The organism is Jannaschia sp. 2305UL9-9 (assembly GCF_041403465.1).
Lineage (GTDB): Bacteria > Pseudomonadota > Alphaproteobacteria > Rhodobacterales > Rhodobacteraceae > Jannaschia.
Genome location: NZ_JBGEHM010000001.1, coordinates 1,243,175 through 1,256,860 on the forward strand (window position 1 = coordinate 1,243,175; position 13,686 = coordinate 1,256,860).

At 65.9% G+C, this 13,686-nt stretch carries 14 protein-coding genes; 6 read left to right on the plus strand and 8 right to left on the minus strand.

Translation table 11 applies throughout. The annotated features are described in order from the left end of the window. The first annotated feature begins 58 nt into the window (after positions 1-58). A complete protein-coding gene (locus tag V6N07_RS06090) occupies positions 59-583 on the plus strand; it encodes a component of SufBCD complex (RefSeq protein ID WP_371154820.1) in 525 nt (174 codons plus the stop codon). A 47-nt stretch (positions 584-630) separates the two neighbouring features. Next, positions 631-4,164 carry a transcription-repair coupling factor gene (gene mfd, locus V6N07_RS06095; RefSeq protein WP_371154822.1) on the plus strand — a complete coding sequence of 1,178 codons (3,534 nt, stop codon included), beginning with the start codon at positions 631-633 and terminating at the stop codon, positions 4,162-4,164. A 6-nt stretch (positions 4,165-4,170) separates the two neighbouring features. On the opposite strand, the gene V6N07_RS06100 is transcribed toward mfd, so the two are convergent. The 7 genes from V6N07_RS06100 to ruvC form a co-directional block, all read right to left on the minus strand. Next, on the minus strand, positions 4,171-5,403 hold the full coding sequence (locus V6N07_RS06100) for a multidrug effflux MFS transporter (RefSeq protein ID WP_371154824.1): 1,233 nt from the start codon (positions 5,401-5,403) through the stop codon (positions 4,171-4,173). 19 nt (positions 5,404-5,422) lie between these two features. Further along, the gene (locus V6N07_RS06105; RefSeq protein ID WP_371154826.1) at positions 5,423-6,067 is read right to left on the minus strand and encodes a DsbA family oxidoreductase; all 645 of its coding nucleotides are present in this window, start codon (positions 6,065-6,067) and stop codon (positions 5,423-5,425) included. 74 nt (positions 6,068-6,141) lie between these two features. Continuing rightward, positions 6,142-7,536, minus strand: a complete 1,395-nt coding sequence (locus V6N07_RS06110; protein ID WP_371154827.1) for a class I adenylate-forming enzyme family protein — start codon at positions 7,534-7,536, stop codon at positions 6,142-6,144. A gap of 185 nt (positions 7,537-7,721) precedes the next feature. Beyond that, on the minus strand, positions 7,722-8,060 hold the full coding sequence (locus V6N07_RS06115) for a hypothetical protein (protein WP_371154828.1): 339 nt from the start codon (positions 8,058-8,060) through the stop codon (positions 7,722-7,724). Positions 8,061-8,427: 367 nt separating this feature from the next. Then, entirely contained in the window at positions 8,428-9,447 is a 1,020-nt protein-coding gene (gene ruvB, locus V6N07_RS06120; protein WP_371154830.1) for a Holliday junction branch migration DNA helicase RuvB, read from the minus strand. Positions 9,448-9,486: 39 nt separating this feature from the next. After that, positions 9,487-10,146, minus strand: coding sequence for a Holliday junction branch migration protein RuvA (gene ruvA / locus V6N07_RS06125; protein ID WP_371154831.1), 660 nt, complete (start codon positions 10,144-10,146; stop codon positions 9,487-9,489). After that, positions 10,143-10,646: a crossover junction endodeoxyribonuclease RuvC gene (gene ruvC, locus V6N07_RS06130; RefSeq protein WP_371154832.1), complete on the minus strand. Its 504-nt coding sequence runs from the start codon at positions 10,644-10,646 to the stop codon at positions 10,143-10,145. The genes ruvA and ruvC overlap by 4 nt, the downstream gene beginning before the upstream one ends. Positions 10,647-11,011: 365 nt before the next feature. Between ruvC and V6N07_RS06135 the strand changes: the two genes are divergently transcribed. Together V6N07_RS06135 and V6N07_RS06140 are read left to right on the plus strand one after the other, a co-directional pair. After that, positions 11,012-11,209, plus strand: a complete 198-nt coding sequence (locus tag V6N07_RS06135) for a DUF1127 domain-containing protein (RefSeq protein WP_371154833.1) — start codon at positions 11,012-11,014, stop codon at positions 11,207-11,209. A gap of 184 nt (positions 11,210-11,393) precedes the next feature. After that, positions 11,394-11,540, plus strand: coding sequence for a DUF1127 domain-containing protein (locus V6N07_RS06140; protein ID WP_371154835.1), 147 nt, complete (start codon positions 11,394-11,396; stop codon positions 11,538-11,540). A 17-nt stretch (positions 11,541-11,557) separates the two neighbouring features. Here V6N07_RS06140 and V6N07_RS06145 read toward each other — a convergent pair whose 3' ends face one another. After that, positions 11,558-12,451, minus strand: a complete 894-nt coding sequence (locus V6N07_RS06145) for a 50S ribosomal protein L11 methyltransferase (protein ID WP_371154837.1) — start codon at positions 12,449-12,451, stop codon at positions 11,558-11,560. A gap of 158 nt (positions 12,452-12,609) precedes the next feature. Between V6N07_RS06145 and V6N07_RS06150 the strand changes: the two genes are divergently transcribed. Both V6N07_RS06150 and ybgC read left to right on the plus strand, forming a co-directional pair. Beyond that, positions 12,610-13,251, plus strand: coding sequence for a hypothetical protein (locus V6N07_RS06150; protein WP_371154838.1), 642 nt, complete (start codon positions 12,610-12,612; stop codon positions 13,249-13,251). Beyond that, positions 13,248-13,652 carry a tol-pal system-associated acyl-CoA thioesterase gene (gene ybgC, locus V6N07_RS06155; protein WP_371154839.1) on the plus strand — a complete coding sequence of 135 codons (405 nt, stop codon included), beginning with the start codon at positions 13,248-13,250 and terminating at the stop codon, positions 13,650-13,652. The genes V6N07_RS06150 and ybgC overlap by 4 nt, the downstream gene beginning before the upstream one ends. Positions 13,653-13,686: the final 34 nt, after the last annotated feature.

Sequence of the window (13,686 nt, forward strand, 5' to 3'; positions counted from 1 at the left end):
ATCCCCCGGCCCATCGCGCGACACGGAACGGCACGGCAACGACACGGATGGCTGACCATTGGATTTCTTCTTCCTCGAAAGTGCCTTCGAGGTCATCGACTTCCGGTCCTTTTCGAACCTGTGGTTCTGGATCGCGTTGGCGACGCTGTGGTCGACCGCATCGCATTGGGCTGTCGGCGTCCCGTTCGACATGGTGCGCCGCGCGGCCCGCGGAAGCGAGCAGTCGTTGCAGGACATGCACACCCTTGCCAACATTCAGGCGCGGCGCCTGCTGTTCATCGCCGACGCGACCGGCCTGATCTCGACCGCCCTGACCTTCTTCACGGTGACGGTCCTGTCGCTTCTGGGCTTTCTCTACCGGATCGAATTCGCCCAGGCGATCCTGTTGCTGTTCGTGCCGATGATGATCGTCGGATGGCTTTCCCTACGTACCGCGCGGCAGGTCGAGGGACTGGACCCGCCCGACCTTGGCAACCTTCTGGCCGAGCATCGCCGCCGGGTGCAGTTCGTCGGCGTCATCGCGATCTTCGTCACCTCGATGTGGGGGATGTGGGTCAACATGAACCAGAGCGTCCTGTCCTGACACCCGCCACCTGTTGACATGGCAAGGGGGTCCGTTACCTGACCGTCATGCCCGAGACATCCGCCCCCCCCGAAGCCGCGTCCCCGACGCCGTCTGCGCCCGCCGCCTCCCTGCCTGCGGGGCATATCCGCGTCGGAGGCGCGCCCGAAGGGTTCGACGCCCGCGTCCTTCTGCGCGAGCTGGAGCGGGGCCGCCCCGTGGTTCATGTCGCGCGTGATGACAAACGGGCCGAGGCGATGGCCGCCGCGCTGCGTTTTCACGCCCCCGGCACCACGGTCGTCCGGTTGCCCGCGTGGGATTGCCTGCCCTATGATCGTGTGTCCCCAGCCGCCGAAATCTCGTCGGCCCGCATGTCCACGCTGACCGCGCTTGCCCATGGTCTCACGGGCAAGTTCATCCTGCTGACGACGCTGGCCGCGGTCACGCAGCGGGTGCCAAGCCGCGCCACCCTGAAGGGCGCGGGGTTCGCCGCCCGCGTCGATCAGCGCATCGACGAGGCCGCGCTGCGCGATTTCCTCGTGCGGATGGGATTCACCCAGACGCCCACCGTGATGGAACCCGGCGACTGGTCCCCGCGCGGCGGTATCATCGACATCTGGCCGCCGGGCCAGACGGCGCCCGTGCGCCTCGACATGTTCGGGGATACGCTGGACGGTCTGCGGCGCTTCGACCCGGTGTCGCAGCGCACGACGGATCAGCTCAAGCTGATCGAACTGGCCCCGGTATCGGAGGTGATCCTCGACGGGCCGTCCATCACGCGGTTCCGGCAGAGCTATCGCATAGAATTCGGCGCGGCCGGCACCGATGATCCCCTCTACGAGGCGGTGACGGCGGGCCGCAAGGCGCAGGGCATCGAGCATTGGCTGCCGTTCTTCCACGAAACGTTGGAGACATTGCCTGACTACCTGCCGGATGCCTCATGGGTGATGGATGACGCCAGCCCGGCCCACCATGCGGACCGCTGGGTTCAGATACAGGACATGTACGACAACCGGCGCGAGGCCATGCAGGCCAAGGGCCGCGTCGACAGCGTCTACAAACCGGCGCCGCCGGATGGTCTCTACCTATCGCCGGATGCGTTCGACGCGACCCTGTCGGGCAAGCGCGTTCTGCACCTGTCGCCCTTTGCCACGGCCCCCGGCCCGAACGTGATCGACGCAGGCGGCCGCACGGGGCGCAGCTTTGCCCCCGAACGGCAGTTGGAGGGCGTCGACCTGTTCGCCGTTCTGGCCGACCATATCGCCGCAAAGCGGACCGAGGGGGCCGTCGTCATCGCCAGCTACTCGGGCGGCGCGCGCGAACGTCTGCAAGGCATGCTGGAGGATCACGAGGTATCCGGCGCCCGCGTCATCAAGCATGCAGGTGACGTCGCACAGGGCGAGGTCGGCCTGGCGATCTGGCCACTGGATCGCGGGTTCGAAGGCCCCCTCGACGGCAAGGCCACGAAGGGCAGGCTGACCGTCATCTCCGAGCAGGACGTGCTGGGCGAGCGGTTGATCCGCGGCAAGAAGAAGAAGCGCCGCGCCGAGAATTTCCTGACCGAGGCGCAGGCCCTGTCGGTCGGCGATCTGGTCGTGCACGTCGACCACGGCGTCGGTCGGTTCATCGGGTTCGAGACGGTCGACGCGGCGGGCGCGCCGCACGAATGCCTGACGCTGGAATATGCCGGCGGCGATCGCCTGTTCCTGCCGGTCGAGAACATCGAACTGCTGTCGCGCTTCGGCTCCGAGGAAGGATTGCTGGACAAGCTGGGCGGCGGCGCATGGCAGGCCCGCAAGGCCCGCCTGAAGGAACGTATCCGCCAGATCGCCGAGCGTCTGATGCGGATCGCCGCCGAGCGTGCCCTGCGAAAGGCCCCGATGCTGGAGCCGCCCCACGACATGTGGGAGGGGTTCTCGGCCCGTTTCCCCTATGAGGAAACCGACGACCAGCTTCAGGCCATCGAGGACGTGGCCAGCGACATGGCCTCGGGGCGTCCAATGGATCGTCTGGTCGTGGGCGATGTCGGCTTCGGCAAGACCGAGGTGGCGATGCGCGCGGCCTTCATCGCGGCCACCACCGGAAAACAGGTCGCCGTCATCGCGCCAACCACCCTGCTCGCCCGTCAACACGCCAAGAGCTTTGCCGACCGTTTCCGGGGCCTGCCGATCAAGGTCCGGCAGTTGTCCCGGTTCGTCTCGCCGAAGGAAGCGGCCGCCACCCGCGCGGGCATCGCGGACGGCACCGTGGACATTGCCATCGGCACCCATGCCTTGTTGGCAAAGGCGGTCAAGTTCCGGGATCTGGGCCTGATGGTCATCGACGAGGAACAGCACTTCGGCGTGTCGCACAAGGAACGGCTCAAGGAGATGCGGTCGGACGTGCACGTCCTGACGCTTTCGGCGACGCCGATTCCCCGCACGCTGCAGATGTCGCTGACGGGTGTACGCGACCTGTCGGTGATCGGCACGCCCCCCGTCGATCGTCTTGCCATTCGCACCTACGTGTCGGAGTTCGATGCCGTCACGATCCGCGAGGCGCTGCTGCGCGAACACTATCGCGGCGGCCAGAGCTTCGTCGTCGTGCCCCGGATCAGCGATTTGTCGGAAATGGAGCAGTTCTTGCGGGAGCAATTGCCGGAACTGTCCTACGTCATCGCGAATGGACAACTGGCGGCAGGCGACCTCGATGAACGGATGAACGCGTTCTACGACGGGCGATACGACGTATTGCTGTCCACGACGATCATCGAATCCGGCATCGACATCCCCACGGCCAACACCATGGTCATCTGGCGGGCCGACATGTTCGGACTGGCCCAGCTATACCAGATCCGTGGCCGCGTCGGCCGGTCCAAGGCACGCGCCTATGCCTATCTGACGACCAAACCGCGCAGCAAGCTGACGCCGCAGGCGGAACGCCGCCTCAAGGCGCTCGGGTCGCTGGACGCCTTGGGCGCGGGCTTCAACATCGCGTCGCAAGACCTTGATCTGCGGGGGGGCGGCAACATCATCGGCGAGGAACAATCGGGCCACATGAAGGAAGTCGGCTTCGAATTGTATCAGTCGATGCTGGAGGAGACGATCTCCAAGCTCAAGAACGGCACCGCGGACCTGCCCGATGCGCTGTCCGACGACTGGTCGCCACAGATCAACCTCGGCGTGCCGGTCCTGATCCCGGAGGATTACGTCGTCGATCTGGATCTGCGCCTTGGCCTCTACCGCCGTTTGTCCGGCCTGAGCACCAAGGTGGAGCTGGAAGGTTTCGCCGCCGAGCTGATCGACAGGTTCGGCCCGATCCCGCGCGAGGTGAACATGCTGCTGCGGATCGTGCGGATCAAGGCGTTCTGCAAGGCCGCCGGTATCGAAAAGCTGAACGTCGGGGCCAAGGGCGCGACCGTCGAATTCCACGGCAACAAGTTCGCGCGGCCCGAAGGTCTGGTCGATTTCATCAAGGCCCGCAAAGGCACCGCCAAGATCAAGGGCGACAAGCTCGTAATTCTGGAGGAGTTCGTGAAAGAGGCCGACCGCATCAAGGGGGCCTTCGCGATCGCCCGTGATCTGGCGGTTCAGGCCGGCGCGGCCAAGGTCCGCGCCGACTGATCCGGTCTAGGTGACGGGCTGCACCGAAAGGGCGGCCGGTTCCTCCTCCAGACGGCGGGCAAGGAACAGAGCGATCGCGGTGCAGATCCCGACGCCGGCCACAAGCGGCACGGGCGTGCCATCGAAGGCCAGTCCGATGGGCGTGGCGACCACGACCGCCGCGATGGTCGCCACGGCCGAGATGACCGATGCCGCCATTCCGGCGATATGCCCCAGCGGCTGCATCGCAATCGCCTGCACGTTTCCGATCGTCATGCCCGCAAGGCCGAAGCTGCCGACCTGCCAGACGAAGAACGCCGGAAAGCGCAGCGCCTCTGGCAGAAGATCCGCCACCCACGCGATGCCCAGCACGACCGACAGCACGAGAAACGCCCCGAGCGCCCGGCGCAGCAGCACGACCATGCCCAGACGCCCCACGAGGCGCGCATTCACGAAGCTGGCGCCCGCGGCAAGAACAGCGACCAGACCGAACCAGTAGGGAAAGCTGCTGCCCATGCCGAATGTCACGTCATAGACCGGCTGAACCGAGGCAATGGTCGCGAACAGCATCCCGTAGACCAGCGTCTGCACGAGGATCGCACGTCGCACGTTGCCATGGGACAGCACCTCGACCGCTGCGCCGCGCAGCCGTCCGAGGTCGAGCGATCGGCGGCGCGCATCCGGCAAAGTCTCGGGCTGACGCAGCATCAGCCAACTGCCGGAAAGGGACGCGAACACGACGAAGGCCCAGAATATCCCGTGCCAGCCGAAACCCGTGATGATGCCGGACCCGATCAGGGGGGCGACCGCCGGAACCAGGGCAAAGGTCATCATCACGAAAGACGACACCCGCGCCATGCCACGACCGGCATAGAGATCGCGGATCATCGCCTGACTGGCCACCCGTGGCGCGCTGGCGCCGAAACCCTGCAGAATCCGCGCGGCGAGAACCGTCTCGAGGGTCGGCGCATAGACGGCGATGATCGCCCCGGTGGCATAGATCGCCAGACCGCCCAGCATCACGGGCTTGCGCCCGAAGGCATCCGACAGGGGGCCCATGAACAACGTCCCGACGCCCATGCCGAACACGAAGCTGACGATGACCAACTGGGCGGCGTTCGGCGCGTCGGGCGACAGCGTTGCCCCGATCTCGGGCAAGGCAGGCAGCATCGAGTCGATCGAGAAAGCGATCGTCGCGGTCAACATGGCCATCAGGGCCACGAATTCGACCTGCGACAGGCGACGGGTCGGTGCGATCATCGTCGAAGCATCCCCATGGTCATTCGGCGGCCTTTATCTGCTCCGAGATTTCCTCGATCACCTGCCCCCACAGGGCCGGGGGTTGTGCCCCGCGCAACACGTGCTGGTTTGCAAGGATGAAGGTCGGCACCCCGGTCACCCCCCGTTCGCGCGCATGGGCATCGCGGGCCGCGATGTCGGCGGCGTCCGCGTCGCTTGCAAACAACCGCTCCAGCATCTCGGCATCCAGCCCCGCGCCGCTGCCGATGGCGATCAGCGTCGGGATGTCCCCGATATCCTGTCCCTTCTCGAAATAGGCTTCGAACAGGGCGGTCGCCACGGGTGTCTGCCGCTTTTCCAGACCCGCCCAATGGATCAACCGGTGCGCGTTCAGGGTGTTGGGCGTGCGCATGATCCCTTCGAAATTGATGTTCAGCCCTGCCTCGGCCGCGGCCTCGACCACGGGCGCATAGGCGCGGACGGCCCCCTCCTTGCCGCCGAACTTGCCTTCCAGATAGGCACGGCGATCCATGCCTTCGGCCGGCATGTCAGGGTTCAGCTGGAACGGATGCCATTCAAGCGTGAAGGGATGTTCCGGATGCGCCTCCAACGCGCGAAACAGATGCGCGCGTCCGATGTGGCACCAAGGACAGATCGGGTCGGACAGGATGTCGAGCTTGATCATCTGCGTCTCCTTCGATGAGGGGTTCGCGCGGACCCTATGCCTCTGGCCTCTTGGGGAAAAGGCGAAAGGCCGGGCTATTTAAGGGCCCGGCGGATCAACTTTCCGTTCGGATTGCGCGGCAGGCTGTCTCGTCGCAGCCACATCCGGGGCTGCTTGTATCGGGCAAGCCGGGTCTCGGCCATCCGGCTTGCCGCGGCCTCGTCCAGCGGCGCACCGGCGTAGAAGACCGCCAGAACGGTCGCGCCGCCCGGCACCTCGACGCAACCCACCGCGAATTCGCGCACCGGCAGATCGGCAAGCGCCTCCTCCACCTCCTGCGGGGATACGCGGTATCCGCCGGGGTTCAGGATGTCGTCCCGCCGGCCCAGGTGCACAAGCGCCCCGTCGGACAGGGCGCGAACCCGGTCGCCGGTATCGAACCAGTCGCCCGCCGGGGGCACGGGCGCGCCATCCTGCCAGTATCCCAGCATCAATCCCGGATCGTCCGTCGAGATCAGCAGACACTCGCCGTCGATGCGCGTGTTGCGACCCGGCTGCGGGTAGCCGGTACTGCCGGGGGGCGCGGGGCGCGCGGGGGATCCGGACACGAAGGTCGAACACTCGGACATACCAAGCGCCTCGTGCAGATCGCATCCGGTCGCCCTTTGCCATGCCTGTCGCGTCGCGTCCGGCAAACGCTCCCCCGCCGACAATCCGTGCCGCAGCGCAGGCGTGGCCGGCCATGCACCGCGCATCAACCGCCGATAGATACCGGGTGCCGCGGCAAAGATCGTCGCATCCTGTGCCGCCAGAATACCGGGCAGTCCTTCCACGGGCGTTTCCACGCCCGGAATGATGGCCGTGGCCCCGACCGACCATGGGTCCAGCAACCCGGTGCCCAGCGTGTAGGTCCAGTTGAATGCCCCGGCATGCATCACCCGGTCGTCAGGCCGCAAACCATACCAGCCTTCGTGCATCATCTTTCGCGCAAGAACGGCCCGATGCGCATGGGCCACCGCCTTGGGCGCCCCGCCCGACCCGGAGGTAAAGACGATATAGGCAAGTCGGTCAGGCGATCCCGTCGTCCATCGGGACATCGGCAGGGGCGCGCCCGACAGGTCGGATGGTGCAATGACCTCGAACCCGTCGGGGCATGCGACACCCGCATGGGCGATGACAAGTCGCGGTGCGATCCGCCGGGCCATCCCCGTGATCTCGGAAGATGTCAGAAGCGCGGATGTCGGAACGGGAACGCAGCCGGCGGCACAGGCCGCGAGGAACAGAATCGGAAAATCGGGATCATTGCCCAGCCGGAGCAGGATGCGGTCACCGGGCGAAAGCCCCTTCGCCCGCAATGCGCCCGCGCAGGCGGCGACTTTGTCAGTCAATTCACCATGCGTCATCCGGACCCGACCGGGCACGATCAATGCAGGGTGGTCCGGACGCGTCTGCCCGGCGTTCAGGACGTAGGTGGCAAGGTTGAACGACATCGCGAATGCTTGCCGCGCGAACAGTCGGCATTCAATCCATTTGCAAACAAAAACCCCCGGCGCGCATTTCTGCGGGCCGGGGGTCTGTCGCGCGGGTCTTTGGCGGGGGGAGGAGCCGCGTCAGGCCTGCGCAGGGGACGGCATCAGGGCGGGGGGAGGACCCCGATACCGGTCCTGTCAGACGATCACTCGTCGTCCTGGCTCTCGGCGTCGATGCGGGCGAAGATGTCGGCACCGTAGGCCGCGTTCGCATCCACGACGGTCGCGCCGTTCAGGCCGCGCAGGTCGTTGTTCGAATCGTAGTCGGCGTTGAAGTGGGTGAAGGCCTCGCCCACCGCGCCGCTGCGGGTGGAGACGGTGACGCCGTCGAACTCGGCCGCGTCGATGGCGACCTGTTCGTTGTTGGAATCGATGTCCTGATTGAAGTGCGCGGCGGCGGCGGCGGCACCGGCGCCAACCTGGGCGGATGCGGCACCGGTCAGGGCGGCGGAGGCGATCAGGGCGGAGATGAGGAGCGTTTTCATGTGTCTTGTCCCTTGTGTGCGGCGCCGCGCGATCTGGCGGCTGGCCTTGTGGGTTCGATGCGGCGGGGCGGTGTGCCCTGCTGATGAGCCAGAGATGTCACTTCGGGCGCTGCGCTTCAATGAACGAAGCCGTGATTAGTTCGGGATAAACGCGCGTATATGCACACCACGCCCGCCACCCCGCACCGCCCTCACATCCGCGCGACGCCGCCTCACGCAGGCGTGAAAAGGGGCGGGAAACTGCAATGAAAGGAAGGCAGGCCCCGTACAGACGTGACCCAAGTTGGCGTATCATTCACCTGTGGCGCGGTTATGCATCCGGACGAGGCCCGATGGACCGCCCCCGAAGCCGAACGATCAGATCGCCCTATCCGCCGAACAGATCATCCGGTCCGCGCGGTGCATCCAGACCAAGGTGCCGCCACCCCTTTTGCGCCAACATGCGGCCACGGGGGGTTCTGGCGATCAGACCCTGTTGCAGCAGGAAGGGCTCGATCACTTCCTCCAGCGCGTCGCGACTTTCCGAGAGAGCAGCCGCGATGGTTTCGATGCCAACCGGCCCGCCGCCATAGTTCTCGGCAATCAGGGACAGATACCGCCGGTCCGCGCCGTCGAGCCCCAGATGATCGACGCCCAAACGGGTCAGTGATCCATCGGCAATGGGCTGCGTCACCCGGCCATCCCCCTCGACCACCGCGAAATCGACGACCCGTCTGAGCAACCGCCCGGCGATACGGGGCGTGCCCCTTGCCCGGCGGGCAATCTCTCGTGCGCCATCCTCGGTCGCGGGGGCGCCCAGCAAACGCGCCCCGCGCGTCACGATCTGGTGCAACTCGTCTTCCGTATAGAATTGCAGCCGCGTCGGAATGCCGAAGCGGTCCCGCAGAGGTGTCGTCAGCAGGCCAAGCCGCGTCGTTGCCCCGACCAACGTGAAGGGTTGCAGATCGATGCGCACGGTCCGTGCCGCCGGCCCCTCACCGATCACGAGGTCTAGCGCGAAATCCTCCAACGCGGGATAGAGCACTTCCTCCACGATCGGGGACAGGCGATGGATCTCATCGATGAAGAGGACGTCGCGCGCCTCGAGGTTGGTCAGGATCGCCGCCAGATCGCCCGCCTTGGCCAGAACCGGCCCCGAGGTCATGCGAAAGCCCACGCCCAGTTCACGCGCCATGATCTGTGCAAGCGTCGTCTTTCCCAGCCCCGGAGGGCCGTGGAACAGGACGTGGTCCATCGCTTCGCCGCGCATCTTGGCGCTTTCGATGAAGACGCGCAGGTTCGCACGCGCCTCCGCCTGGCCGATGAATTCCTCCAGCGCCTGCGGCCGCAACGCGCGATCGTCGCTAATCTCGGGCGCCGCGGGATCAAGCATGGGGTCACGTTCCATGAGATGCCCCCGGCCGATGACGATAGGACGTGTCGATCATCAGCGATCCCCCGGTGCGAGCCGCTTGAGCGCGGCACGGATCAATCCGGCGGTGTCCTGCGCCTCGCCCGCGGCTTCGGCCACGGCCCGGGCTGCGTCCGTCGGGGCGTAGCCAAGGTTCGACAGGGCCGACAGCGCTTCGGCCTGCGCGGCGGCAAGACCATCCCGCGCGGCAGGTGCAGGGGTCGGGGCCGCCGCCCCCTTTGTGTCTGACGGCTCGATCAGCGGATCCGCCCCTTCCGCATCCATCATCATCATCGCCGGGGCCTTGCCCTTGAGTTCCAGAACCACCCGCTGCGCGATCTTGGGCCCGACGCCGGGTGCCGCCTTGACGGCATTGGCATCGCCCAGCGCAATCGCACGCGCCACCCCATCGGGCCCGAGCGCCCCGAGGATGGCCAGCGATCCCTTCGCGCCGATCCCCTGCACGGAGGTCAGCAGGCGGTGCCATTCCCGTTCCTGCACGGTCATGAAGCCGAACAGCTGCAGCAGATCCTCGCGCACGAGCATCTCGGTCCAGAGGGCGACGGGTGTCTTGACGGGCGGCAGGGCGGCGATCGTCCGGTCCGAACAATACACGACATAGCCCACGCCGTTCACATCCAGCAGGACCTGATCGGTCCCCTTCCAGTCCAGCCGCCCGGTCAGCCGACCGATCATCGTCCCGCCCCGATCGCGGCGGCAAGCCGGTTGGACGACTGCAGGTGAAAGGCATGGCACATGGCAATGGCGAGCGCATCCGCCGCATCCGGCGATTCGGGATCGCAGCCGGGCAATTGCATCCGCACCATATGGGCGATCTGTTCCTTGGCCGCGTGTCCGGTGCCGACGATCGCCTTCTTGACGGCGTTCGGTGCATATTCACCGACGTCGAGGCCGGCCTGCGCCGGGACCAGCATCGCGACCCCGCGGGCCTGACCGAGCTTGAGGGTTCCTGCCCCGTCCCTGTTGACGAATGTATTCTCGACCGCGGCCGCATCCGGGCGGTGCAGCGCGATCACCGCCGTCAACCCCTTGTGAAGGTTCAGCAAACGCGTACCCATGTCGGTCCCTTGGGCACGAACGGTGCCATTGGCCACATGCCTTTGACGCGATCCCTCTACGTCGATGACCCCCCAGCCGCAATTCCGCAGGCCGGGGTCGATGCCGATAACTCGCATGGGGCTGCCTCGATGTTCGCCTCTCGTTCCTGTCGTGCTAGCACGTCTTTCCCGCAACGCAAAGCGGCAGCAAGCAGCGATTCGCATGATTTGGCGAAGTATCGACGGGCCAGACGTCAAGTAACAACGGCATGACTGAAGATGACCCTCATTTACCCTTAACCTATTGCTATATATATGACTAATTTGATTATCAGCCAGAAAATATGACCATCGCATGACATGCGTTGCGCGCATAGCGGGCATGCTTGCTTGATAATTGTGCGGAATGAAAACTCTACCTATCTGCGCATCATCGACGTTGCACGTCACATAGAACCGAAACAACGCGCGGATACGCCGCCCCATATATCAGGACCGCCCCAATGGCCGCTTTCGACACTTTCCGTCCCGCCCTTCCCGCCTCCCATGGCTCGGCTTTCTCGAACCTGCTTGGCAACATCGTTGCCTGGAATGACCGCCGGGTCACCGTTCGCATGCTGAACCGCCTGACGGAGCAGGAGCTGAACGACATCGGGCTGGAGCGTGGCGAGATCAGCCGCTTCGCGGATCTGCGCCGCTGAGTTCAGGCACATCTGCCGGTGATGATTACGAACGCCCGCTTTCCGAAGCGGGCGTTCTTGCGTTTCGGGGAACGTCTGCGCCATGCACGGGGCGCAAGGGCGGGCTGCATCAGGGGACGTTGTCATCGACGGTCCATCCCCCACTTCTGGGTCAACGAAACACTCCAACAGACAGGAGAGCCCCATGACCTACATGCCACAAGCCATCCGCTCCGCCATTGCCGAACGCCGCCGTCGCCGCGATGTGCGTGCCGAACTCTCGCTGCTGTCCGATCGCGCACTGGAAGACATCGGCATGAACCGCGCCGATGTGGACGCGCGCTTCGGCTAGGACGGGGGTGACCCGTCTCAGGCCTCCGGGCGCCGCAGGGTAAGCGTCGTCCAGTCGCCCAGTTCGCCGCGGCGAACCAGCGTCAGGCCCTCCGCCTCGTAGGCGGCGACGACCTCATCGCCCTGCGGATTGAGCAGGCCGGACAGGATGATGCGGCCACCCGGTGCGGTGGCCGTTGCCATGTCCGGGGCAAGCTCGATCAGCGGCCCCTTGAGGATGTTTGCAAAGATCAGGTCGAAAGGACCGTCCGTCAGGGATGGATGTGCAAATCCCGCGGCCTCGACACAGTCGACGGCCCCTTCCATCCCGTTCACGCGCAGGTTCGCCAACGCAACTTCGACCGCGACTTCGTCGATGTCCGACGCGATGACATGCGCATCGGGAAAAACCCGTGCGGCCGCCATGGCCAGCACGGCCGTCCCGGCACCGATATCGGCGATACGCGCGGGGTTGATGCCTTGACCGATCAACTCCTCGAACGCCAGCAGACATCCCTGCGTCGTGCCGTGGTGCCCCGTCCCGAAGGCCATTGCCGCCTCGATCAGCAGGGCCACGCGGCCCTCTGGCACGCGGTCGGCATCGTGACTGCCGTAGACGAAGAAACGCCCGGCTTCGACGGGCTGCAATTCACGGCGCACGTGGGCGACCCAGTCTGTCGGCGGAAGCTCGGATATGACGAAAGGTTTCGCCCCGAAGGCCGCAGCCAGAACCGCCAGCGCCGTCTCATCCGGGGCTTCGGCGAAATAGGCGCCGACCTCCCACAGGCCGGAGCCGTCCTCCATCTCGAACACGCCGACGCCATCGGGTTCCAACTGCTCCTCCAACATGTCGCCAAGGGCTTCGGCGGGGTCCTTGCCCGTCAGGGTGGTCAGGGCGGTCCAGCTGGCGGGCGTCAGATGATCGTCGGACATGGGGCCTCCGGGGGCGATGCGTCAGGGTCCTTCGCGGCCTAAACCGGGGACGCGCCCGCGTCCAGCGGTCTGCGCAGACGGCCCCCGCAGACACGGCTGTCGCGGCCGGTGCGCGCGCCCGTCTGGACCTTGCCCGCATCGCATGGCACCCCTGCCCCATGACTGATCTGACCCCATTGACCCCCGAGGCCGTGACGGCCCTGTTCACCCGTGCCGATGGGCAATTCCTGTTCGCCCGCTGGGGCCGGCCCATCGCGCCCGTCGTCTTCGGCGTCACGGACGGGACGGTCGCCGTACTGAAAGGCGCCGTTGAAGCCCTGTGCACCCTGACCGGACATACGATGGCCGAGACCGACCCCGAGCTTGGGGCCAACCTGATGGTGTTCTTCGTCAAGGATTGGTCCGAACTGACGGCGACGCCCAATCTCGACCGGCTGATCCCGTCCTTGGCGGACCTCGTCGACAGGCTGCAAACCGGTGGAGCAAACCAGTATCGCATCTTCCGCTTCGACGAAGCCGGTGCGATCCAGGCCTGCTTCAGCTTCATTCGGATGGACGCGGATCTGGAATTGGTAAGCGCCGACACCCTTGCCCTCAACCAGATGGTTCAGGCGATGCTGCTCTGGTCGGACAGGGCATTCACCGACCGCTCGCCCCTTGCCATGATGGAAGGCCGCGCGATCCTGCGCCCCGATATCGCCGATCTTCTGCGCGCGGCCTACGATCCCGTCCTGCCGCCGATGGCGCAGGATGCCTCCCATGCGCTTCGCCTCGCCGCGCGATTGGGGCGGGTGCAGTGACGGCGCATCGCTGGCGCATACGTGTCTATTACGAGGATACGGATCTTGCGGGGCTGGTCTATTATGCCAACTACCTGCGCTTCATCGAACGGGCACGATCCGAGATGGTGCGCGAGGCAGGCATCGATCAGGCCGCCCTGCGCGAGGCCGGACAGGTATTTGCCGTCACCCGCGTGGTTGCCGATTACCTGCAACCCGCCCGCTACGACGACGAGCTGATCGTGACGACGACGGTCCAGCGGATGACGCCTGCGCGGCTGATCCTGTCGCAGGAGGTATCGCGGGGCGAGACGGCCCTGTTCAAGGCAGATGTCAGTCTGGCGTTCCTCGACATGACGGGCCGGCCACGCAGGATGCCCCAGGACCTGTGCAGTCGGTTGCAGCGGATTGCCGTGGCCTGAGCCCCGTTTTTACCGGGAATTAGGTTTTCGAATG

Bases quoted from the DNA above. Each gene is read 5' to 3' on its own strand.
- ruvB (WP_371154830.1), bottom strand. From the start codon at position 9,447: ATGGAACGTGACCCCATGCTTGATCCCGCGGCGCCCGAGATTAGCGAC.
- mfd (WP_371154822.1), top strand. From the start codon at position 631: ATGCCCGAGACATCCGCCCCCCCCGAAGCCGCGTCCCCGACGCCGTCT.
- V6N07_RS06145 (WP_371154837.1), bottom strand. From the start codon at position 12,451: ATGTCCGACGATCATCTGACGCCCGCCAGCTGGACCGCCCTGACCACC.
- V6N07_RS06110 (WP_371154827.1), bottom strand. From the start codon at position 7,536: ATGTCGTTCAACCTTGCCACCTACGTCCTGAACGCCGGGCAGACGCGT.
- V6N07_RS06135 (WP_371154833.1), top strand. From the start codon at position 11,012: ATGGCCGCTTTCGACACTTTCCGTCCCGCCCTTCCCGCCTCCCATGGC.
- V6N07_RS06105 (WP_371154826.1), bottom strand. From the start codon at position 6,067: ATGATCAAGCTCGACATCCTGTCCGACCCGATCTGTCCTTGGTGCCAC.
- V6N07_RS06140 (WP_371154835.1), top strand. From the start codon at position 11,394: ATGACCTACATGCCACAAGCCATCCGCTCCGCCATTGCCGAACGCCGC.
- ruvC (WP_371154832.1), bottom strand. From the start codon at position 10,646: ATGCGAGTTATCGGCATCGACCCCGGCCTGCGGAATTGCGGCTGGGGG.
- V6N07_RS06150 (WP_371154838.1), top strand. From the start codon at position 12,610: ATGACTGATCTGACCCCATTGACCCCCGAGGCCGTGACGGCCCTGTTC.
- V6N07_RS06100 (WP_371154824.1), bottom strand. From the start codon at position 5,403: ATGATCGCACCGACCCGTCGCCTGTCGCAGGTCGAATTCGTGGCCCTG.
- V6N07_RS06115 (WP_371154828.1), bottom strand. From the start codon at position 8,060: ATGAAAACGCTCCTCATCTCCGCCCTGATCGCCTCCGCCGCCCTGACC.
- ruvA (WP_371154831.1), bottom strand. From the start codon at position 10,146: ATGATCGGTCGGCTGACCGGGCGGCTGGACTGGAAGGGGACCGATCAG.